General features: G+C 73.4%; 24 protein-coding genes. 16 read left to right on the top strand and 8 right to left on the bottom strand.

The annotated features are described in order from the left end of the window. Positions 1–29: 29 nt before the first annotated feature. Positions 30–257, bottom strand: a complete 228-nt coding sequence (locus tag ACIQ9P_RS25040) for a hypothetical protein (protein ID WP_402360181.1) — start codon at positions 255–257, stop codon at positions 30–32. A gap of 278 nt (positions 258–535) precedes the next feature. Here ACIQ9P_RS25040 and ACIQ9P_RS25035 point away from each other — a divergent pair, with 278 nt between their 5' ends. The 4 genes from ACIQ9P_RS25035 (at position 536) to mycP (ending at position 4,619) form a co-directional block, all read left to right on the top strand. After that, positions 536–1,240, top strand: a complete 705-nt coding sequence (locus ACIQ9P_RS25035) for an endonuclease V (protein ID WP_402360178.1) — start codon at positions 536–538, stop codon at positions 1,238–1,240. A gap of 94 nt (positions 1,241–1,334) precedes the next feature. Further along, positions 1,335–1,799, top strand: a complete 465-nt coding sequence (locus ACIQ9P_RS25030; protein ID WP_402360176.1) for a hypothetical protein — start codon at positions 1,335–1,337, stop codon at positions 1,797–1,799. After that, a complete protein-coding gene (locus ACIQ9P_RS25025) occupies positions 1,796–3,295 on the top strand; it encodes a hypothetical protein (protein WP_402360173.1) in 1,500 nt (499 codons plus the stop codon). Before ACIQ9P_RS25030 ends, ACIQ9P_RS25025 begins: the two co-directional genes overlap by 4 nt. Before the next feature lie 136 nt (positions 3,296–3,431). Continuing rightward, positions 3,432–4,619 carry a type VII secretion-associated serine protease mycosin gene (gene mycP / locus ACIQ9P_RS25020; protein WP_402360170.1) on the top strand — a complete coding sequence of 396 codons (1,188 nt, stop codon included), beginning with the start codon at positions 3,432–3,434 and terminating at the stop codon, positions 4,617–4,619. Positions 4,620–4,623: 4 nt separating this feature from the next. On the opposite strand, the gene ACIQ9P_RS25015 is transcribed toward mycP, so the two are convergent. After that, positions 4,624–5,283: an NAD(P)-dependent oxidoreductase gene (locus ACIQ9P_RS25015; RefSeq protein WP_402360167.1), complete on the bottom strand. Its 660-nt coding sequence runs from the start codon at positions 5,281–5,283 to the stop codon at positions 4,624–4,626. A gap of 126 nt (positions 5,284–5,409) precedes the next feature. Between ACIQ9P_RS25015 and ACIQ9P_RS25010 the strand changes: the two genes are divergently transcribed. Continuing rightward, positions 5,410–5,793 (top strand): winged helix-turn-helix transcriptional regulator, encoded by a 384-nt coding sequence (locus ACIQ9P_RS25010; protein WP_402360164.1) that lies wholly within the window; start codon positions 5,410–5,412, stop codon positions 5,791–5,793. 75 nt (positions 5,794–5,868) lie between these two features. Next, a complete protein-coding gene (locus ACIQ9P_RS25005; RefSeq protein ID WP_402360161.1) occupies positions 5,869–6,489 on the top strand; it encodes a DinB family protein in 621 nt (206 codons plus the stop codon). A 65-nt stretch (positions 6,490–6,554) separates the two neighbouring features. On the opposite strand, the gene ACIQ9P_RS25000 is transcribed toward ACIQ9P_RS25005, so the two are convergent. Next, entirely contained in the window at positions 6,555–7,019 is a 465-nt protein-coding gene (locus ACIQ9P_RS25000) for an RNA polymerase sigma factor (protein ID WP_402360158.1), read from the bottom strand. A gap of 540 nt (positions 7,020–7,559) precedes the next feature. After that, entirely contained in the window at positions 7,560–8,345 is a 786-nt protein-coding gene (locus ACIQ9P_RS24995) for a hypothetical protein (protein ID WP_402360155.1), read from the bottom strand. Between the two features lie 256 nt (positions 8,346–8,601). Here ACIQ9P_RS24995 and ACIQ9P_RS24990 point away from each other — a divergent pair, with 256 nt between their 5' ends. Further along, on the top strand, positions 8,602–9,639 hold the full coding sequence (locus tag ACIQ9P_RS24990; protein ID WP_402360153.1) for a hypothetical protein: 1,038 nt from the start codon (positions 8,602–8,604) through the stop codon (positions 9,637–9,639). Between the two features lie 76 nt (positions 9,640–9,715). Here the strand turns inward: ACIQ9P_RS24990 and ACIQ9P_RS24985 are convergent, their stop codons facing one another. Continuing rightward, positions 9,716–10,306: an isochorismatase family protein gene (locus tag ACIQ9P_RS24985; RefSeq protein WP_402360150.1), complete on the bottom strand. Its 591-nt coding sequence runs from the start codon at positions 10,304–10,306 to the stop codon at positions 9,716–9,718. 328 nt (positions 10,307–10,634) lie between these two features. After that, complete coding sequence (locus ACIQ9P_RS24980) at positions 10,635–11,951, bottom strand: nicotinate phosphoribosyltransferase (RefSeq protein WP_402360147.1); 1,317 nt, start codon at positions 11,949–11,951, stop codon at positions 10,635–10,637. Between the two features lie 265 nt (positions 11,952–12,216). Between ACIQ9P_RS24980 and clpS the strand changes: the two genes are divergently transcribed. The 9 genes from clpS to ACIQ9P_RS24935 all read left to right on the top strand — a co-directional run bounded on the left by clpS (position 12,217) and on the right by ACIQ9P_RS24935 (position 18,359). After that, complete coding sequence (gene clpS / locus ACIQ9P_RS24975) at positions 12,217–12,510, top strand: ATP-dependent Clp protease adapter ClpS (RefSeq protein WP_402360144.1); 294 nt, start codon at positions 12,217–12,219, stop codon at positions 12,508–12,510. 65 nt (positions 12,511–12,575) lie between these two features. After that, positions 12,576–13,151: a DUF2017 domain-containing protein gene (locus ACIQ9P_RS24970; protein ID WP_402360141.1), complete on the top strand. Its 576-nt coding sequence runs from the start codon at positions 12,576–12,578 to the stop codon at positions 13,149–13,151. 225 nt (positions 13,152–13,376) lie between these two features. Next, on the top strand, positions 13,377–14,834 hold the full coding sequence (locus ACIQ9P_RS24965; protein ID WP_402360139.1) for an amino acid permease: 1,458 nt from the start codon (positions 13,377–13,379) through the stop codon (positions 14,832–14,834). 65 nt (positions 14,835–14,899) lie between these two features. Continuing rightward, positions 14,900–15,331: a Mov34/MPN/PAD-1 family protein gene (locus ACIQ9P_RS24960; protein ID WP_402360136.1), complete on the top strand. Its 432-nt coding sequence runs from the start codon at positions 14,900–14,902 to the stop codon at positions 15,329–15,331. Between the two features lie 150 nt (positions 15,332–15,481). Then, on the top strand, positions 15,482–15,601 hold the full coding sequence (locus ACIQ9P_RS24955; RefSeq protein WP_317621128.1) for a putative leader peptide: 120 nt from the start codon (positions 15,482–15,484) through the stop codon (positions 15,599–15,601). Positions 15,602–15,705: 104 nt separating this feature from the next. After that, the gene (locus ACIQ9P_RS24950; RefSeq protein ID WP_402360133.1) at positions 15,706–15,984 is read left to right on the top strand and encodes a MoaD/ThiS family protein; all 279 of its coding nucleotides are present in this window, start codon (positions 15,706–15,708) and stop codon (positions 15,982–15,984) included. Positions 15,985–16,075: 91 nt separating this feature from the next. Continuing rightward, entirely contained in the window at positions 16,076–17,044 is a 969-nt protein-coding gene (locus tag ACIQ9P_RS24945) for a PLP-dependent cysteine synthase family protein (RefSeq protein WP_402360130.1), read from the top strand. A 156-nt stretch (positions 17,045–17,200) separates the two neighbouring features. Beyond that, positions 17,201–17,392: a MerR family transcriptional regulator gene (locus tag ACIQ9P_RS24940; protein ID WP_402360125.1), complete on the top strand. Its 192-nt coding sequence runs from the start codon at positions 17,201–17,203 to the stop codon at positions 17,390–17,392. Between the two features lie 220 nt (positions 17,393–17,612). Next, positions 17,613–18,359: an MBL fold metallo-hydrolase gene (locus ACIQ9P_RS24935; protein ID WP_402360122.1), complete on the top strand. Its 747-nt coding sequence runs from the start codon at positions 17,613–17,615 to the stop codon at positions 18,357–18,359. Positions 18,360–18,484: 125 nt separating this feature from the next. Here ACIQ9P_RS24935 and ACIQ9P_RS24930 read toward each other — a convergent pair whose 3' ends face one another. Together ACIQ9P_RS24930 and ACIQ9P_RS24925 are read right to left on the bottom strand one after the other, a co-directional pair. Beyond that, positions 18,485–19,774 (bottom strand): NtaA/DmoA family FMN-dependent monooxygenase, encoded by a 1,290-nt coding sequence (locus ACIQ9P_RS24930; protein ID WP_402360119.1) that lies wholly within the window; start codon positions 19,772–19,774, stop codon positions 18,485–18,487. Continuing rightward, the gene (locus ACIQ9P_RS24925) at positions 19,771–20,850 is read right to left on the bottom strand and encodes an LLM class flavin-dependent oxidoreductase (RefSeq protein ID WP_402360117.1); all 1,080 of its coding nucleotides are present in this window, start codon (positions 20,848–20,850) and stop codon (positions 19,771–19,773) included. The genes ACIQ9P_RS24930 and ACIQ9P_RS24925 overlap by 4 nt, the downstream gene beginning before the upstream one ends. Positions 20,851–20,853: the final 3 nt, after the last annotated feature.

The raw sequence follows: 20,853 nt of genomic DNA, 5'->3' as shown, positions 1-20,853 counted from the left end.
CCCCGTGCCGCTCCTCGTGCCGCTGCTCCTTACTCGTGTCCGCCGACCGGCGTGCGGTGCTCCGCGCGCCGGTCGGCCGCATGCGGCGCCGGCGCCGCGAGTACGGCCACCAAGGTGCCCAGGGCGAGCGCGAAGACCACCACCACGGCGACCCCCAGCACCCCCGGGACGCCGGTCGCGGCCAGCAGGGCGACCGTGGCGGCGACCACGGTGAAGACACCGAGCGCGAACTGCGCGGCGGTCGGGCGGTACGACATGGCGGAGTCCTTCGCGCGTCGGGGGGAACGAGCGGGGCGCTGCCGGGGACGGACACCGGCCGCCCCACTGCCGCCCGGACCGCGGCGGGGAGCCGTGCGGGGGAGGGGCGTTCGGCGCGTTCCGGCGGTCGCCCGCGGCATTCCTTCCAGGCTAGCCCGGCGCGCCCGGGGCACAGGGGGCGCACGGACTCACGGAGCCGCCCCCCCCGGACCCGCCCGCCCCGCTCGGTACCGTGGGCCCGACCGCACCACCGCACCACGCACCCGGGGGAACCGCCGTGCCCATCCCCGCCGACTGGCCCACCACCGAGGCCGAGGCGCTCGCCGAACAACAACGCCTGCGCCCGCTGGTCGAGCCCACCGGGACGATCGGTGACGACCGGCTGATCGCCGGCGTCGACGTCGCCTACGACGACGAACGCGACCTCGTCGTCGCGGCCGCCGTGGTGCTCGACCGCACCACCCTCGCCGTCGTCGAGGAGGCCACCGCCACCGGACGCGTCGCCTTCCCCTACATCCCCGGCCTGCTCGCCTTCCGCGAGATCCCCGCCGTCCTCGACGCCCTCGACGCCCTCACCCACCGCCCCGGCACCGTCGTCTGCGACGGCTACGGCCTCGCCCACCCCCGCCGCCTCGGCCTCGCCAGCCACCTCGGCGTCCTCACCGGTCTGCGCACCCTCGGCGTCGCCAAGACCCCGTTCACCTTCGACCACCTGCCCCCCGGCCCCGACCGCGGCGACCGGACCCCGCTCACCGACCCCGTCACCGGGGAGGAGGTCGGCAGCGCCGTCCGCACCCGGGCCGGCGTCAAGCCCGTCTTCGTCTCCGTCGGACACCGCATCGGCCTCACCGAAGCCGTCGAAGCGACCCTCGCCCTCACCCCCCGCTACCGCCTCCCCGAAACCACCCGGCACGCCGACTCCCTCTGCCGCCGCGCTCTCGCCGTCCACACCGCCACCACGATTGCCTCGGACGTGAACTGACGGTGCGCCAGGGGTCCGGATCGTGTGTTAGACATGACCAGCTCACCAGAACCGTGAACGACACACCGGCCGGACGCACGGGGGAGGCGCCGCAGTGGCAACGGGGAACGGAACGGGTAGGGGAACAGGACCGACCGGCGGAGCCGGCCGGGGCTACCGCGTCGAGGTCGAACAGCTGCGCGCCTTCGCCGCCCAAGTGCGGTTGCTCCTCGCCGAATTCCAGCACCACGCCGACGGCACCGCGACCCACGGCCGCAGCGGCATCGGCCCCAAGGCCCTGGGCACCTTCGCCGAGGCCACCGACCTGCACGGCCGCTACCAGACCATGCGCGACGGCCTGCGCGACGTCCTCGACCAGCTCCAGGAAGCCGTCGACGAGGCCCAGAAGAAGGCCGAACTCACCGCGACCAACTACGAGGAACAGGAACACCGGACCAAGGCCAAGCTGAAGCTCGGCGACGACGGCTGGTCCGTCGCCGACCCGTCCGCCACCAGCGCCGCCGCCTACACCCGGACCACCGCCCCGGCCCGGCACGACGACGGGAAGGGCGTCCGATGAAGTACACCGACTTCCGGCAGTTCAGCCACGCCGAACTCCGCGCCATGGTCCAGGCCCTCAACCCGGGCGAGGTCATGGCCGCCGCCGACCCCTGGCGCCGCGCCGCCGACACCCTCAAAGCGATCCGTACCACCCTCACCCGCGCCAGCACCGAGGCCGCCACCTCCTGGGAAGGCAGCACCAGCGACGCCTTCCACACCCGCATGCTGCACCTCGCCACCACCATCAACACCGCCGCCTCCTACGCCAACGACGCGGCGATCACCCTCAAGGCGGTCTCCGAAGCCATCGCCGAGGCCAAACGCACCATGCCCGAGGAACCCAGCGGCTGGGCCCAGTTCAAGGACGGCGTCGGCGACACCTTCTCCTCCCTCTTCGGCGACGACGACGAGGACACCCGCACCGACCTCGCCAACCAGAAGAAGGCCGAAGCCGCCACCGTCCTCCAGACCCTCGCCATGCACTACCGCACCGCCGCCCCGATGCTGAAGCCACCGCCACCTCCGGGGAAGCCGGGAGGTAAGAACGACTACACAGATCTGCCTGAGGACGACGGCACCGGAGCAAGTGGATACGCGGCTGTCGGTGGCTTCCTCGGCGGTGCCGGAGCAGGCTACTCCGGGGCGGGCACGGTGCCTGTCTCCCGGCCACGGGAGACGGGGGTGGCGGATCCTCGGACCGGCGGTACCGGACGTTCGGCCTCCCCGGCAGCGAGTCCGGCGTACTCGACACCATCACCCGCTCCCTCCGACCCCGGCGTCAAAGGTGGGGTTGCCCTGTCGCCACCCAAGTCCGTGCCGGTGAGTTTCGGCGCCGGAACGGTCGTGGACGGCAACGAGCCTGGCTCCTCCTCAGCGCCCGGCAGGAAGTCGCCGGACCCCGGCAGCACGTCCTTGCTCGGTACGTCGGGGAGCGGCGGCAATCAAGTTCTGCCGAGCAGTTCGGCGGCCCAGCCCGTCGCATCGCAGGGGGCCGGAGGCACATCTCCTCATCCGAACGGGACAGCGCAGCCGTTCTCTCCTGTCGCTGGGGCCCGGCGCGACACATCGGAGCCTGAGGCCGCGCGTGTCGGCAAGGAGCGGACATCGGGTCGGAACACCGCCGGTCGTAGCGGCGCGGCCTTCGGTGCGGAGGGTATGTCCGGTGCGAGCGGTGGCGGGATGTCCGGCGCCGGTTCTACCCGGGGGAGAGGAACTGCCGGAGGTGCAGCCGGGCGCGCCGGAGGCACGATCGTCGGTACAGGTGACCGGCCAGGCAAGGGGGGTGGAGGAAAGCAGGCATTCACCGAAGGCGGTTCGGGGTTGGGAGCGCGGGGGCGGATCCAGCCGGAGACCGGTGGCAGGAGTCCTTCTACGCAGACGCCATTGATGCCGCTCGGCAGCTCTGGCAGAGGACGGGAGAACGAGGAGAAGAAGCGGCGACGTCCCGACTACCTGGTCGAGGACGAGGAGACCTGGGCGTCTGACAAGCCCGCAAATCCGAACGTGGTGGAATGACGACCGGCCTTCGGGCCCAGGCGAATCGATCGGTTGCCCAATGGGTCGTTCGGATCCGGGGCAGCCTCTGCGCTGAGTGGGGTGGCAGGGCTTGACTGGCAGGCGTCTGAGTCGTGGGGCAGCCGTGGTGGCGGGGGTGCTGCTGGTAGTCGTCGGCGCAGGGGTGTCCCGCGCCGACAGCGTGAGGGATTCTCAGTGGCCGCTTGCCACGTACCGGGCCGAGTCTGCGGTCTGGCCGGTCTCGCAGGGGGACGGTGTCACGGTCGCGGTCATCGACAGCGGTGTGTTGAAGGACCATCGAGACCTGACTGGGCAGGTGTTGGCGGGTAAGGACTTCACTGGGGCGAACACCGACGGCACCGTGGACACCAATGGCCACGGAACCGGTATGGCCAGTCTCATCGCCGGCCATGGCCACGGCGATGGGGCCGGCATCATGGGTCTGGCTCCCAAGGCCAAGATTCTTCCGGTTCGGATCCCGATGGAGGGGGAGTCGCTCTCGCTGCAGTCGGAGCTCGCCCTGGCGATCCGCTACGCAGCCGACCATGGTGCGAGCGTCATCAACATGTCCATCGGTGGACTCTCCCGGACCGATCCCGAGGAACGTGCGGCGGTCAAGTACGCGGTCGACAAGGACGTGGTCCTGGTGGCAAGCACAGGCAATGAGACGAGCTCTGTGCTCTACCCGGCAGCGTTCCCCGGGGTGGTCGCGGTCGGGGCCGTCGACCAGAACGGCCAGCTCTGGAGAAAGTCCAACGTCGGACCCGAGACCACTCTGGTGGCGCCCGGCGCGGACATTCCCCTGGCCGGTGCCAAGTCGACCAGTGCCCAGGGCATCGGCAACGGGACCTCCGACGCCACCGCCTACGTCTCCGCCACCGCCGCCCTGATCCGCGCGAAGTACCCCCAGCTCTCCGCCGGGCAGGTCATCAATCGGATGATCAAGACCGCCGCGGCGCCCGGGGACGGGTCGGCGGTGCCCAGCAACCGGTACGGGTACGGGGTGTTGGCGCCGGGGAAGGCGTTGGAGGCGAATCCGGTGGTGGACGGGGGGTCGCGGGAGAATCCGTTGGTGGGGCGGGTGGAGTCGCAGGGGAGTGTGCCGCCGCCGTCGGAGGAGGCGTGGGAGTCGCCGGTGGCCGCGGCGCCGGTGGCGGACGGGGGGAACCGCGGGGTGCGGTGGGTGGCGGTGGGTGCGGTGGGGATCACCGGTGCGGTGGCGGTCGGGGGCGTGGTGGCGGTACTGGTGGTGCGGGGGCGGCGCCGGCGGGACCGGGCGGCCGCGGCGGCGTACCAGGGGTATCCGCCGCCGCGGCAGGGGTGAGGGGCTATTCGGCGACGGCGATCTGCTCGCGGTGGCGGGCGGCCGGGCCGGTGAGCTGGTCGGTGACGGCGGTGGCCAGGTCGGCCTGGGCGATCCGGTCGCCGAGGACCTGGGGGCCGCCCACGCGGTAGTGGCCGGTGCCGGGGGCGGTGCGGTCGAGGTCGAGGGGCGGGGTGACGACGACCCAGTCGAGGGTGGCGGGGGAGTCGCGGAGCAGGTCGAGGGCGGCGGTGTGGCCGAGGGAGAAGGCCCGGTACGCCTCGGGGAAGGCGGGGTCGTCGTGGACGGCGACGCCGGGGGCGGTTTCGAGGGTGGTGGCGACGCCGACGTGGACGAGGCGGTGGACGCCCGCGGTGGCGAGGCCGGAGATCAGGGCGCGGGTGGCGGCGGGGTAGAAGTCGCCGGCGGGCACGTCGGGCGTGTAGACGGTGCTGACGGCGGCGGCGTGGCCCCGCGCGGCCGTGGCGACGGCGGTGGGGTCGGTGACGTCGCAGGGGATCAGGGCGACTCCGGGGCCGGCCAGGTCGGGGTGCCGTTCGGGGGCGCGGACGGCGGCGGTGACGGTCAGTCCGCGGCGTCGGGCCTCGGCGACGACGGCGCGGCCGACCTGGCCGCCGGCGCCGAACACGACGAGGTCGGTGGTGAGGGCGGGGGTGCGGTCCATGGCGGTCTCCGTCGGTGGGGCGGGGCGGGGCCAGGGGGCCGTCCGCCGTCGCGGTGACGGTAGACCGGGGGGTGCCGGTTACTTCAACGGTACCGGCGGGGAGCTCTGTTCGGTTACGGTCGGGGGATGACTCGGACCGCGCCCGCGCCGCTGCCACCGGACTTCTTCGACCCGGACTGCCCCGTGCCGACCGTTCCGGTGCTGGGCGGGAAGAAGTGGGCGTGGCGGATCCTGCGGTGTCTGGAGGGTGGCCCGCGCCGGTTCTCGGAGCTGCGGGTGCCGTTGGTGGGGATCACGGCGAAGGTGCTGACCGAGTCGCTGCGGTCGATGGAGCAGGACGGCGTGCTGGAGCGGACGGAGTTCGCGGAGAACCCGCCGCGGGTCGAGTACGCGCTGACGCCGCTCGGGCGGACGCTGCTGGGGCCGATGGACGCCGTGTGCGACTGGAGCCGGGCGAATCTGGCGGAGCTGCTCGCCGCACGGGAGGCTTCCGAGCGCGTGGAGCGGTAGGGCTGGCAGGATTTCGGCGGCCGCTGGCGTTGACGCCGCTGGTGGGTGCGGTCGGGGCGCGGCCATCCTGGGCGCATGACCAATTCCGAGCGCACCTCGCCCGAGCCCGCCGCCCTCACGGACGCGGACGCCGCCGTCACCGCTCTCACCGCCGTGACCGCCGACGCGATCGTCCCCGACACCAAGGACTGGACCTGGGTGCTGGAGCAGCCCTGCGCCGATTGCGGGCTGGACGCGGGCGCCGTGGTGCGGGAGGACGTGGCCGGGATGGTCCGGGCGAACGCGGCCAGGTGGACGGCGGTGCTGTGCGGCGACCCGGAGGCGCTGGGCCGTCGTCCGCGTCCGGAGATCTGGTCGGACCTCGAATACGCGTGCCACGTCCGTGATGTCTTCCGGCTGTTCCGGGTCCGGTTGGAGCTGATGCTGGACCGGGACGACCCGCTGTTCGCGAACTGGGACCAGGACGCGACGGCGGTCGCCGAGCGCTACGGCGAGCAGCGGCCGGACGTGGTGGCGGAGGAGCTGGCGGAGGCCGCGGAGGTGCTGGCGGCGGCGTTCGAGGGGGTGGCGGGCGCGCAATGGGCGCGGACCGGCAACCGTTCCGACGGGGCGCGCTTCACGGTGGAGTCGTTCGCCCGCTATCTGATCCACGACCCGGTGCACCACCTGTACGACGTGACCGGCGTGCGGGTCTGAGTGGGTTCGCGCGGGGCCGGCCGGGCGCGGGCCGGGGGCGGTCCGGGGCGGGCCCGGGCGGCGGCTCACCAGCCGGAAGCCTCACGCAGCATGGTGCGGCGGAGCCGGCCGGCCACGCTGGCCGTGTCGGTGCCGACGACGTCGGCGATCTCGGGCGCGGCGAGGCCGACGACGTAGTGCAGGATCGCGAGGTCGTCGTCGGCGGCGTGGCCGGGGCGGTCCTGGGCGCTGGGGCGGCTGGAGGGCAGGCCGCTCTGCCTGGTGTGTTCGTCGACGGTGGTGCGCAGGATCTGCCAGGCGTGCGCGGTGGGATTCGAGCTCCCCAGCAATTCGCGCCACTGGACGGCGATTTCGGCGAACGCCTGCTGGACGGCTCCGGTCGCCCGGTCCGGGTCGGGCAGCCAGACCCGGGCGTAGCTGAGGTACCGCGGCCGGTGCAGTTCGCAGAACGCGGCGAACTCCAGTGGTACGGCGGGTGGTTCGCCGAGTCCCGGGGGTGGCTCGGCGGTGCTGTCGTGGCGTTGGGTCATCTCGGCTTCTCGGCAAGTGAGATGGGCATCTGACGGTCGATCATCTGTGCTCACTCTACGGTAGGCGCTCGGTGCGCTGGGTTACCAATCGGATGGAATGCCCGGAAGGAGTCGCCGTGCGGCCGGTTCCGACGGTGGCCGACCGAGGGTCGGCCTGCGGTGCGGCGGTGGCGGAGGGGCGTGGAGTGCTGCGCAGTGGTGTCAGAGGCTGGGGTGCGGTGCTTCGTGGCCGGTCAGCGGGGTGGTGCGGCGGTGGTGGCGGATCGGTCGGTGCGCCACCGCGGGGGGTGTGATGTGCCACCGTAGGCGGTTCGGCGGTTCTCGTCCACGCCTGCGGCGCGAAGCCGCGCCCGCACCACCGGACGCACCACCGCTCGCGCGCTGGGCGGGCCGGGCCGGGCTGCGACGATGGCGCGGGCAGCGGCCTGGCGGCGTGGTTCCGGATCGGGTGGGGCGGTGGGCCGGCCCCGTCGCACGCATCCCGCGTGCCCGGCCCTTCGTCGGCTGAATGCCGTGTACGAGTAAAGAGTTGACGAACTGTCAGGTTGTGTTGCGGGTCTTCGTCGGAGCGGTCAGGTCGTCCGGCGCGGCGCTCCGGGCGAGTTGGGCGGGGAAGGATTCCGCGGCCCGGCGGCGGGCTCGCCGCGCGGCCGCCGCAGCCGCGGCCCCTGCGGTCCGGGCCACTTCCTCGGCCACGGCCAGCCGTTCCCGTTCGTGTTCCCGTTCATGTTCCCGTTCGGGCTCCCGGCCCCGGGTGTGCTCGGGCCGGACGCCGGCCGTGCCGTGGTCCGGCCGCCCGATGTCGGGCAGTTCGATGTCCGGCGGTCCGACGTCCGGCGGCCCGGTGTCCGGTGCGTCGGGGTCCGGCGCACCGCGGCCGGGGTCCTCCCGGAGCCCGCGGGGCTCGTACGCGGCCTCCCGGGCGGCCTCGTGCGCGGCCCTGGTGGCCGATCGCAACCTGGCGGCCCCGGGGGCCTCTGCGGCCCCGCGGACCCGCCCGGCGGGGGCGGTGCGCGCCGCATGGTCCTCGGCCGCCTGTCTAGCCGCCAGGTACGCCTGGACGGCCGCCATTCCGTAGACGGGCTGGATCAGTTGATGGCCTTTGAAGAAGGGGCGGGCGGGGGCGAATCCGGCGGCGACCACCAGGTCGCGGATCTCGGCTATCTCCGCTTCGCTGCGCGCGGTGAAGCGGACCTCCCAGCCCTTCTTGTAAGTATGGCCCTGTGCGCCGCTGCGGCGGGCCGGGTCCGGCCGGCGGACGTATCCGGGCAGGCGTCCGAGGCGGAGCTGGGCCGCGCGGAGGCCGGCGGTCTCGTCACGTGACATGTACTAAGGGTAGGCAATCCGGCGGGCTGGAGTGACGCCCGGAGGTGACTTTGCCGTATGTGCTTGGTCACGCACGGTCAGACATCCTGGTGGTCGATCGAGTGTGATCGAGTATGACAAGACGATGATCACCCATTCCTCCGAATGGGTGAGGGTATGAGGACTTTAGTGCGGGCTGGTCCCGGTTTCGCGACGGTTGGGTAACAGTGCGTCAGGCGCCCGGGAGAGGCCGCTGAGCGTTGGGGATGGTGTCGGCATGAACTACCGGATTCCCACGCCGCCGCCCTCCCTGGAGGAGCTGGCGCGCCGTCAGCAGAACGTCCTCACTGCCGGTCAGCTGCGCGCCAGGGGCGTGCCGTCCCGGGTCGTCAGCGAGCACTGCCGTCGCGGCGGGCCCTGGCAGCGGATGCTGCCCCGGGTCTACCTGATGCAGTCCGGCGAACCCTCGCCGGAGCAGCGGATGTGGGCCGCGCTGCTGTACGCGGCGCAGAACGGCCGGGAGGAGGGGCACCGGGAGGGGGCGGTGATCACCGGCGCGGCCGCGCTCGCCCTCTACGGCTTCGCGGCGGTGCCCCGGCTGCCGGCGGTCACCGGGGTGGACGTGCTGGTGCCGCGCCAGCGCCGGCTGAAGGACGCCGGGGAGGTGCGGATCCGCCGCACCGAGCGGGAGTTGGTGGCCCGCTCGGTGCACGGCCTGGCCTGTGCGCCGGTCGCCAGGGCGGTGGCCGACGCGCTGCGCGAGTGGACCTCCGCCGAGTGGACGGCCGGCGCGGACGCCGGGGTGTTCGCCCCCGCGCCGGTCCGGGAAGTGCTCTCCGAGGCCGTCCGCCGGCCCGAGCTCCGCTGTTCGGCGGGGGAGCTGGCCGCCGAGCTGGCGGAGTCGGGTCTGACCGCCGACCCCCGGGTGCGGGCCGTGCTGGACGGTCTGCTGGCCGCCGAGCGGGACCGGGTGCTGGACCGGGTCGGCGAGCTGGTGGACGAGTGGCTGCTGCCGGTGCCGCTGACCTCCCCGGAGCTGCGGATGCGCGGCGGCACCTACATCGCCGTACCGGACCTCTACTGGCCGCAGGCGGGTGTCGCGGTCGAGGTCGACTCGGAACTGCGCTGCGTCAGCGAGGGCGAGGCGGCCTGGGTGCGCGGCGGGCAGCACCGGATGGAGTACCTCGGGGTCCGGGTGGTGTACGTGTCCGGCGCGCGGCTGGTCGAGGACGCGGACGCCGTCGGCGCCGAACTGCGGGAGGCGTTCCGGCTGGGCGGCACCGACGTGGTGGAGCTGCTGGTCACCGAGCGGTGAGCGCCCGGGAATCCGGAGCCGTCGCTGCCGCCGGACGGTCCCGGGCGTCGCTCCCGAAGGCGGGACGGGGCCCGGCTCAGCCCCCGACGATCGGAGTGCCGACCAGTTCCACCCCGGCGGCCCGCAGCTCGTCCAGCGCCGCGGCGGTGGTCGGCGCGGCCACCCCGGCGGTGAGGTCGAGCAGCACCCGGGTGGTGAACCCGGCCCGCGCCGCGTCCAGCGCGGTGGCCTTGACGCAGTGGTCGGTGGCGATGCCGACCACGTCCACCTCGGTGACCTGCCGCTCGCGCAGCCACTCGGCGGGCCCCCGGTCGTTCTCGTCCACGCCCTCGAAGCCGCTGTAGGCCGCGGCGTAGGCGCCCTTGTCGAAGACCGCCTCGATCGCGCCGGAGGTGACCGAGGGCGCGAAGTTCGGGTGGAAGCCGACCCCTTCGGTGCCCGCGACGCAGTGCACCGGCCAGCTGTGCACGTAGTCGGGGTCGTCGGAGAAGTGGTCCCCCGGGTCGATGTGGTTGTCCCGGGTGGCGAGGATGTGCCGGTAGCCGGGGGCGGACTCGGCGATGAGGTCGGTGATCGCGGCGGCCACCTCGGCCCCGCCCGCGACGGCCAGGCTGCCGCCCTCGCAGAAGTCGTTCTGCACGTCGACGACGATCAGTGCCCGGTGCATGGCTGGTATTCCTCGGTCCGGTGGGGTCCTGCGGAGGACGTGGGGGAGGGGGCGTGAGGGGACCTCAGACCCCGTGTGAGGGGAACTCTACGGTCGACTGTAGGGAGTGGCATCCGGGGGCGGAAGGCCCGGGGAGGGCCCGGCGCTTCGGCCCGTCCACGAACCGTCGTGCGGATCCGGCCCACGCCACGGTCGCGGGGAACCGGAGTGCGGGCCCGCCGACTCGACCGGCCGACCCGCGCCGACGCGACGACCCGCTCCGCCGACCTGCTCCGACCCGCCGACCCGCGCCGACCCGCCGACCCGCGCCGACCCGACGGCCCCGGTGTCACACGTGCAGCTCGGTCGCCAGCACCGGATCGCCCTTGGACAGCTGGGTCGCCGACAGCGGCAGCGCCGCCCGGGCCCGGACGTGCCGCTCCCGCGCGGCCTCCAGCGGCTCCCGGCCGACCACCTCGCCGGCCTTGACCAGGGGCACCTGCACCACGTGCGCGGCCAGCTCGGCCGGGACCGTTCCGGTGCCGACGACCTCGGCGTCCGCGACACCGTCCGCGTCCGGGCGCCGGGCCGCCCACTTGCGCCCGCCGACGCTGGTCTTGCCGCCGGCCGAGCGCTTGGCGACCGGGACCATCGGGCCGTCCGGGCCGGACGCCCGGGCGACCAGCTTGTAGACCATCGAGCAGGTCGGGTGCCCGCTGCCGGTGACCAGGCTGGTGCCGACGCCGTAGCCGTCCACCGGGGCGGCGGCGAGCGCGGCGATCGCGTACTCGTCGAGGTCGGAGGTGACGATGATCCGGGTGTCCGTGGCACCGAGCTCGTCCAGCTGGCGGCGGACCCGGTGGGCGAGCAGGGTGAGGTCGCCGGAGTCGATCCGCACGGCGCCCAGTTCGGGGCCGGCCACCTCGACGGCGGTGCGCACGGCCTCCCGCAGGTCGTAGGTGTCGACCAGCAGCGTGGTGCCCCGGCCCATCGAGTCGATCTGCGCCCGGAAGGCGTCCCGCTCGCTGTCGTGGACGAGGGTGAAGGCGTGCGCCGCGGTCCCGGTGGTGGGAATGCCGTAGGTGAAGCCGGCCTCCAGGTCGGAGGTCGCGGTGAAGCCGGCCACGTAGGCGGCGCGGGCGGCGGCGACGGCGGCCTGTTCGTGCGCGCGCCGGGCGCCCATCTCGATCACCGGGCGTCCGCCGGCGGCGGAGGTCATCCGGGAGGCGGCGGCGGCGATCGCCGAATCGTGGTTGAGGATCGAGAGGATCACCGTCTCCAGGATCACCCCCTCGGCGAAGCTGCCCTCGACGGTGAGCAGCGGGGAGCCGGGGAAGTAGACCTCGCCCTCGGGGTAGCCGTGGATGTCGCCGGTGAACCGGTAGTCGGCGAGGAAGCGCAGGGTCTCCTCGTCGACGATCCGTTGGCCGGCGAGCCAGTCGAGCTGGGCGGAGGTGAAGCGGAAGCTCTCCACGGCGTCCAGGACCCGGCCGGTGCCGGCGACCACGCCGTAGCGCCGGCCCGCGGGCAGCCTGCGGGTGAACACCTCGAAGACGGAGCGGCGGTGCGCCGCCCCGCTGCGCAGGGCGGCCTGGAGCATGGTGAGCTCGTAGCGGTCGGTGAGCAGCGCGGTCGAGCCGGCCGCGGGCACGGAAGTGGCGTCCATGAGGATGATGCTACTACCCCTTAGCGTCAAAGTGACGATTTCTCGTGGCGGATCGTCGGCGGGCGCGTCGCGGGGCTCCTCGCGGACGGCGCGCGCCCCCCTCGCGGGCGGGTCGGGAGCGGGTCGGGAGCGTCTCGCGGCCCCGGGGGGCGGAATCGCCCCGAGGTCCCCCGGATGGCAGCATGGGGCTGAAGGGGCACGTGGCAACCACGTGACGGCCAGGTGGGAGCCACCTGGAGAGCCAGGCGACAGGAGGGACCCCGCGGTGAGTGTCGCGCCCGTGGAGATCGAGCGCCCGGAGGTCGAGGGCGTACCGGTGGCGGAACCGGACACCCCCTGGGTCACCATCGTGCACAACGACCCGGTCAACCTGATGAGCTACGTCCAGTACGTCTTCCAGAGCTACTTCGGCTATCCGAAGGACAAGGCCAGGAAGCTCATGATGGAGGTGCACACCAAGGGCCGGACGGTGGTCTCCAGCGGCTCGCGCGAGGAGATGGAGCGCGACGTCCAGGCGATGCACGGCTACGGGCTCTGGGCCACCCTGCAGCACGACTGAGGCCGCGGCACCACCGCCGCGGGCCAGCGCAAACGACGAAGACGAAGACGGGCTGACCGATACCGATGGCTGGGTTGTTCGAGAGTGCCGGTGGCGGGGGCGCGGTGCTCGCGCTGGAGGAGCTGGAAGCCTCGATCCTGCGCTCGCTGGAAGTGCAGATGCTGGAGCTGATCGGGCCCGGCCCGGGCGGGGACGGCGGCGACCCGCTGGCGGCGCTGTTCGCGGAGGGGCCGACCGAGGCGCCCGCGGACCCGGCGCTGGCGCGCCTCTTCCCCGACGCCTACGGTGACCCCGCCGGACCGGGCGACCGGGAGTCCCGGGAGGCGGCCGCGGAGTTCCGCCGCTTCACCGAGCCCGACCTGCGGACCCGCAAGCGGGAGGACGCGTTGTACGCCGTCCGCACCCTGGACGGCCTGGGCGGGGAGGACGGGACGGTCGAGCTCGACGCCGTCGGCTGCCGGCACTGGCTCGGCGCGCTCAACGACCTGCGGCTGACCCTCGGGGTGCGTCTGGAGGTCGCCGACGACGACGAGCAGGGTCTCTACGAGCTGCCGGACAGCGACGACCGCAAGCCGCTGGTGATGGCCTACCTGTGGCTCGGGGCGCTGCAGGAGTCGCTGCTGGAGGCGATGGCCGGCTGAGCCGCCGGGCCGCCCGGAAGCGGCCGTCGAAGTACGGAGCAGGCCCCGGCCGCCCGTCCGCATACTGGACGGGCGGCCGGGGCTTTTCCGGTCAGAACGGGCGAAACCCTATCGGGACATGCTCAAATATCGCTCAGATGGACACCGCTACCCGGATCGGGCGTGGTACGACTGCTCCCCACCCCCACGAGTCCCACCACGAGATCCCATCCAGGACGGTGCACCATGGCCGAACGGCTCTACGACGAGGTCGTCGACGCGAAACCGGACGAGGAGGGCTACGAGCGGGGGCTCGGCAGCCGCCAGATCCAGATGATCGCCATCGGCGGCGCGATCGGCACCGGACTCTTCCTCGGCGCCGGCACCGCGATCTCCAAGTCCGGCCCCAGTCTGATCCTGTCCTACGCGGTCGCCGGCGTGGTGATCTTCGCGATCATGCGGGCGCTCGGCGAGCTCCTCACCTACCGCCCCGTCTCCGGCAGCTTCGCCGAGTACGCCCGGGAGTTCCTCGGCCCCTTCGCCGGCTACGTGACCGGCTGGACGTACTGGCTGTTCTGGGTGGTCACCGGCATGGCCGAGACCACCGCCGCGGCCGTCTACGTCCGGTTCTGGGCCCCCGACATCCCGCAGTGGCTCAGCGCGCTGGTCTTCCTGGTGATCCTCTACGGCGCCAACCTGATCTCGGTGAAGCTCTTCGGCGAGATCGAGTTCTGGTTCTCCATGGTCAAGGTCACCGCGATCATCGGCATGATCCTGATCGGGATCGGCGTCCTCACCCTGGGCTTCAGCGACGCCGGCGACACCGCCTCGATCACCCACCTGTGGGAGAACGGCGGCTTCTTCCCCAAGGGCATCGGCGCCACCGTGATGACCCTGCAGATCGTCATGTTCGCCTACCTCGGCGTCGAGCTCGTCGGCGTCACCGCGGGGGAGAGCGAGAATCCGCAGAAGACCCTCCCGCGCGCCATCAACACCCTGCCCTGGCGCATCGCGCTGTTCTACATCGGCGCCCTGGTGATCATCCTCTCGCTGGTGCCGTGGACCGAGTTCCAGCCCGGCGTCAGCCCGTTCGTCGCCGCCTTCGGCAAGATCGGCATCCCCGCGGCGGCCGGCATCATCAACTTCGTGGTGCTCACCGCCGCGCTCTCCTCCTGCAACTCCGGCATGTACTCCACCGGCCGGATGCTGCGCGACCTCGCCATGCGCGGCCAGGCCCCCGGACGGCTGACCAAGCTCAACTCCCACCGCACGCCGTCGGTCGCGATCACCCTCTCCTGCCTGCTGATGGGCGCCGGCGTGGTGCTGAACGCCGTCGTCCCGGCCCGGGCCTTCGAGTACATCACCTCGGTCGCCACCGTCTGCGGCCTGTGGACCTGGGCGATGATCCTGATCTGCCAGATCCGCTACCGGAAGGCGTGGCAGAACGGTCACCTGCCGCCGCCCACCTTCAAGGCGCCCGGTGGCGTCTGGAGCAGCTGGGCCTCGCTCGCCTTCCTCGTCCTCGTGGTCGTGCTGATCGCGCTGGACCCGGACAACCGGATCTCGCTGTACGTCTTCCCGGTGTGGGCGGTGCTGCTCGTCGCCGGTTACCAGGTGCTCAAGCGCCGCCGCCCCGAGGCGATCCACGCGGTCGCCCACGACCACCTCCACGCGACCGGCGGCGACGGCCCGGACACCCACTGAGACGGCACCCCCGCCCCTCGTGGACGCCCCGGCGGCGAGCCGCCGGGGCGTGGCATCCTGACGCCATGCTGACCATCACCCGAGAACTGCGCGACGCGATCGTCGCCCACGCCCGCGCCGATCACCCGGACGAGGCGTGCGGCGTGGTCGCCGGTCCGGAAGGCAGCGGCCGCCCCGAGCGGTTCGTCCCGATGCTCAACGCCGCCCGCTCACCCACGTTCTACGAGTTCGACTCGGGCGACCTGCTGAAGCTCTACCGTGAGATGGACGACCGGGACGAGGAGCCCGTGATCGTCTACCACTCCCACACCGCCACCGAGGCGTACCCCTCGCGCACCGACGTGAGCTACGCCTCCGAGCCGAACGCCCACTACGTCCTGGTCTCCACCGCCGAGGGCAACGGCGACGAGGACCCGTACGAGTTCCGCTCGTTCCGCATCGTGGACGGTGTGATCACGGAGGAAGACGTCCAGGTCGTCGAGGCCCACGGGGCCTGACCCGCACCCACCTGGGCGAGGCCCGCCGACCGTCCGCGAGTGGTCGGCGGGCCACTGCTTTCCCCGGGGCGTCTCGACATGGGGGACGGAACCATCCGGATGCCGGGACGGGCATGGAGGAGCGGGCCCGGGAATCTATACGATGAGCCCATGCGTTCCGTCGATGTGAGCAACCAGGCCCCGGGCACCCGCCTCGTGGCGCGCCTGCACATCGACCTGTGCCGGCACGCCGGCGCGATCTGTCCCGGTACGCCGGCGCGCTCGCGCTGAGCCGCCCGTCCCGGCCCGCCCGCGGCTCCCGCCGCCCCGGGCCGTCACGCCCTGCCGCGCCCGCTGCGGCCCACCCACCTCACGACTCGCACAGGAGCGCAGCCATGGCCATCGAGGTCCGCATCCCGACCATCCTCCGCACCTACACCGACGGCGCCAAGGCCGTCGAGGGCTCCGGCAGCAACCTCGGGGAACTCTTCCAGGACCTCGACGCCCGCCACCCGGGCATCGCCGCCCGTCTGCTGGACGGCGGCGAACTGCGCCGCTTCGTCAACGTCTACCTGAACGACGAGGACGTCCGCTTCCTGGAGGGCATCTCCACCGCCCTCGCCGACGGCGACAGCGTCACCATCCTGCCCGCCGTCGCCGGCGGCGCCCGCTGACACCCCGCCCGCCCCGGCCCGCGCACCGCCCGGGCCGGGGCGGGCCCCCGCCCGACCGGATCCGACCACACCGCCGCCGCCGGAGGACCCCTTGCGATACGACAGCCCGCTCGAAGCCGTCGGCAACACCCCGCTGGTCCGCCTGCCCCGGCTGTCCGCCGCGGTGCCCGGCAACACCGACGGCGCGGTCACCCTGTGGGCGAAGCTGGAGGACCGCAACCCCACCGGCTCCATCAAGGACCGTCCGGCCCTGCACATGATCGAGCGCGCCGAGGCCGACGGCCGGCTCACCCCCGGCTGCACGGTCCTCGAACCCACCAGCGGCAACACCGGCATCTCGCTCGCCATGGCGGCCAGGCTCAAGGGCTACCGGATGGTCTGCGTCATGCCCGAGAACACCAGCGAGGAACGGCGCGAACTGCTCCGCATGTGGGGCGCCGAGATCATCCCCTCGCCCGCCGCCGGCGGCTCCAACACCGCCGTCCGGATCGCCAAGGAGATCGCCGCCGAGCACCCCGACTGGGTCATGCTCTACCAGTACGGCAACCCCGACAACGCCGGCGCCCACTACGCCGGCACCGGCCCCGAGATCCTCGCCGACCTGCCCACCGTCACCCACTTCGTGGCCGGGCTCGGCACCACCGGCACCCTCATGGGCGTCGGCCGGTACCTGCGCGAGAAGGTCCCGGGCGTGCGGATCGTCGCCGCCGAACCCCGCTACGACGACCTCGTCTACGGGCTGCGCAACCTCGACGAGGGCTTCGTCCCGGAGCTGTACGACGCCGAGGTGCTGACCACCCGCTTCTCGGTCGGCTCCGCCGACGCCGTCCGCCGCACCCGCGAACTCCTCCAGGAGGAGGGCATCTTCGCCGGCGTGTCCACCGGCGCGATCCTGCACGCGGCGATCGGCGTCGGCCGCAAGGCCGCCCAGGCCGGCGAGCGCGCCGACATCGTCTTCGTGGTCGCGGACGGTGGCTGGAAGTACCTCTCCACCGGCATCTACACCGCGGAGTCCACCGAGGCCGCCGTCGAGGCGCTGCAGGGCCAGCTCTGGGCCTGAAACCCGTGCCGCCCCGGTCGTGACGATCGGGGATTTGTCCGTACCGTGCTTCCGGTTCGTCACGGTACGACCACGGCGGCCGTTCCGGTGCGAGGCCGCCGCCCGGCGTGGAAAGGCTGCTCACGAACGTCTCCCACGCACCAGCGGAGGTGGCCCGTGAGTCGTAGCACCGAGCTGTGGTCGTACGCCGAGATCGCCCGTCACATCAACGTCCAGCCGGAGACCGTGCGCAACTACCGGCGGCACGGACTGCTCCCCGAACCCGACCTGGTCGACGGCGGCGGTCACCCGCGGTGGTACCCCGAGACCGTCCGGGCCTGGGCCCGCCGACGCCCCGGCCGCCGCTGAGCCGCCCGGTGCCGGCGGCGGCCCGCCACCGGCGCACCGTCCGTCCCCCGTCCCCCCGGCGTTCTGGTGATTCCAGCCACAGCACGGCACGGAGACGGGGGCAAAGTGCCGCTCCGCCCTTACTCTCGACAACACGCGCAGGGCAGCGCCTCCGGCCGGTACTCCCGGCCCGCTGTCATGACCAGCGGCAGCCAGGACGTGTCGGGGCGGAGGGGCTCGGATGAAACTGACCGTGGTGGGGTGCTCGGGGAGCTTCCCGTCGGCCGACTCGCCGTGCTCCAGCTACCTGGTGGAGGCCGACGGCTACCGGGTCGTGCTCGACCTCGGCAACGGCGCGCTCGGCGCCCTCCAGAAGTACGCCTCGATCTACGAGGTCGACGCGATCCTGCTGAGCCACCTGCACGCCGACCACTGCATCGACCTGTGCGCCTACTGGGTCGCCCGCAACTACCGGGCCGAGGGCTGCCCCGCGCCGATGCCCGTCTACGGCCCGGCGGGCACCGCCGAACGGATGGCCCGCGCCTACGACATGCCGGAGAACCCGGGGATGAAGGAGGTGTTCGAGTTCCGCACCCTCACCCCGGGCCGCTTCGACCTCGGCCCCTTCCGGATCGACGTCGCCCAGGTCAACCACCCCGTCGACGCCTTCGCCTTCCGGCTCGGGCACGGCGGCCGCAGCCTGGTCTACTCCGGTGACACCGGGGAGAGCGCCGACCTCGTCGAGCTCGCCCGGGACACCGATCTCTTCCTGTGCGAGGCCGCCTACCTGGACGGCCGGGACACCTACCGGGCGGTCCACCTCAACGGCCGCGAGGCGGGCGAGCACGCCACCGCTGCCGGCGCCCGTCGGCTCGTGCTCACCCACATCCCGCCGTGGACGGACGCGGAGCTCAACCGGCGGGACGCGGCCGCGGCCTATCCAGGGCCGGTCGAGATCGCCCGGGCCGGGGCGGTCTACGAGATCTGAGCCCGTCCGGGCCGGCCGGGGACCGGACCCCGGCCGGCCCGGACGGGCGGCTCCGGCGGTGGCGCGCGCAGTGGCAGTGCCTCCGGTGGCGGCGGGTCCGGTGACGACGTCTCGGTGGCGGTGTCTCAGCGGCGGCCGGGGACCGGCAGGCCGAGGTGGTCGCGCAGGGTCGTCCCGGTGTACTCGGTGCGGAACACCCCGCGCTCCTGGAGCAGCGGCACCACCCGGTCCACGAACTCGTCCAGCCCGCCCGGGGTGAGGTGGGGGACGAGGACGAAGCCGTCCGCGGCGTCGCCCTGCACATGGCGGTCGATCTGCTCGGCCACGCTCTGCGGGGTGCCGACGAAGGACTGCCGGCCGGTCACCTCGATCACCAGCTCGCGGCTGCTGAGCCCCTTCGCGGCGGCCACCGCCCGCCACTCGGCGGCGATCTCCAGCGGATCGCCGAGCGAGGTCCGCCCCTGGACCAGCCCGGAGCCGCGCACCGGGTCGGCCGCCGGCAGCGGGCCGTCCACGTCGTGGCCGGAGAGGTCGACACCCCAGACCTGTTCCAGGTAGGCGACGGTGGTGGCCGGGCTCACCTGGGCGCGGCGGATCGCGGCGGCCCGTTCGACGGCCTCCTCCTCGGTGTCGCCCAGCACCCAGGTCACCCCGGGCATGATCTTCAGCTCGTCCGGCTTGCGCCCGTACGCGGCCAGTCGCCGTTTGACGTCGGTGTGGAACGCCTGCCCGGCGGCCAGGGTGGAGTGCCGGCTGAAGACCACGTCGGCGGTGGCGGCGGCGAACTCGCGGCCCTCGTCGGAGTCCCCGGCCTGGATCACCACCGGGTGGCCCTGCGGCGGACGGGGCACCGAGAGGGTGCCCTCGACGTCGAACTGCGGGCCCCGGTGCCTGACCGTGCCGGTGCCCGCGGCGTCCCAGAACTCCCGGGCCAGCTGCACGAATTCGGCGGCCCGGGTATAGCGGTCGGCACGGTCGAGGTAGCCGCCGCGGCGGAAGTTCTCGCCGGTGAAGGCGTCCGAGGAGGTGACCACGTTCCAGGCTGCGCGGCCACCGGAGAGGTGGTCCAGCGAGGCGAAGCGGCGGGCCAGTTCGTACGGCTCGTTGAAGGTGGCGTTGACGGTCGCCGCCAGCCCCAGGTGGGTGGTGACGGCGGCGAGCGCGTTCAGCACGGTGATCGACTCGGGGCGGCCCAGCACGTCCAGGTCGTGGATCCGGCCCTTGACCTCGCGCAGCCGCAGGCCCTCGGCGAGGAAGAGGAAGTCGAACCGCCCGCGCTCGGCGGTGGCGGCGAGGTGGCGGAAGGACTCGAAGGCGATCTGGCTGCCGGCGGCCGGATCGGTCCACACCGTGGTGTTGTTGACGCCGGGGAAGTGCGCGGCGAGGTGGATCTGCTTGAGCGGACGGTCCGTCATCGGGTCACCTCGGTGGTCGCGGCGGGGCGGGTGGGCGTACCGGCGGCGGACGCGGCGGTGGTGGGCGCGGTTCCGGCGGCGGCCGGTGCGTAGCGGCTGGCGGGCCGGGCCAGGCCGAGCCGGTCGCGCAGGGTGCGGCCGGTGTAGCCGGCGCGGAAGAGGCCGCGCTCGCGCAGGGCCGGCACCACGTGGTCGGCGAGCACCGCGAGGTCGCGGGCCGGGTCGGTGGGGACCAGGTGGAAGCCGTCCACCCCGCCCCCGCCGTCGGTGGCCTCGGCGAGCAGGGCGGCGGTCGCGGCGGCGGTGGTGAGCGCGACCGGGATCCGGGCCAGGATCCGCAGCGCCTCGCCGCCGCGCAGCCGCAGCTCGGTGGCGGCGGTCAGCCGGCCGGCCCGGTCGGGGGCGTCGAGCAGGACGACGTCCGCGTACCGGGCGGCGGTGGCGACCCGGGCGCGGCCGCCGGGGCCGGCGTCCGGGGCGAGGTCGGCGGCGGCGACGGTGACCGCGATCACCGGGCGGCCCTGCGGCGGGCGCGGCGTGATGGACGGCCCTCGGACCGAGAAGTACGGACCCTCGAAGTCGATGTGGTGCAGCTTGGCGCGGTCGACGAAGCGGCCGGTGGCGGTGTCGCGGATCTCCGCGTCGTCCTCCCAGCTGTCCCAGAGCCGGGAGGCGGCCTCGGCGGCGTCGGCCGCCTCGGCCCAGAGCTCCTCGGCGGGGGCGGTGCCCCGGCGGCCGAAGGCCCTGGCCTCGGCCCCGGTGTCGGAGACCCCGACCAGCCAGCCGGCCCGGCCCTCGCTGACCCAGTCCAGGGTGTTGACCGCGATCGAGGTGTGGAAGGGCTCGGTGTGGGTGGTGGTGACGGTCGGGACCAGCCCGAGGCCGCGGGTGACCGGGGCGAGCCGGGCGAAGGTCGCCAGCGCGTCGAGCCGGCGGGGTTCGGGGGTGTAGGAGTCGTCGAGGGTGACGAAGTCGAGGGTGGCCCGCTCGGCGAGCCGGGCGAGGGCGGTGAAGTGGTCGGCGTCGAACCGGCCGGGGCTGTCGAGGGCGGCGGAAAGGTGCAGCTGGCGGGGCATGGG

It is taken from the genome of Kitasatospora sp. NPDC094019, assembly GCF_044764505.1.
Taxonomy (GTDB): domain Bacteria; phylum Actinomycetota; class Actinomycetes; order Streptomycetales; family Streptomycetaceae; genus Kitasatospora.
Note: the sequence above shows the minus strand (reverse complement) of the source record. Positions and strands in the feature narration are given on the sequence as shown.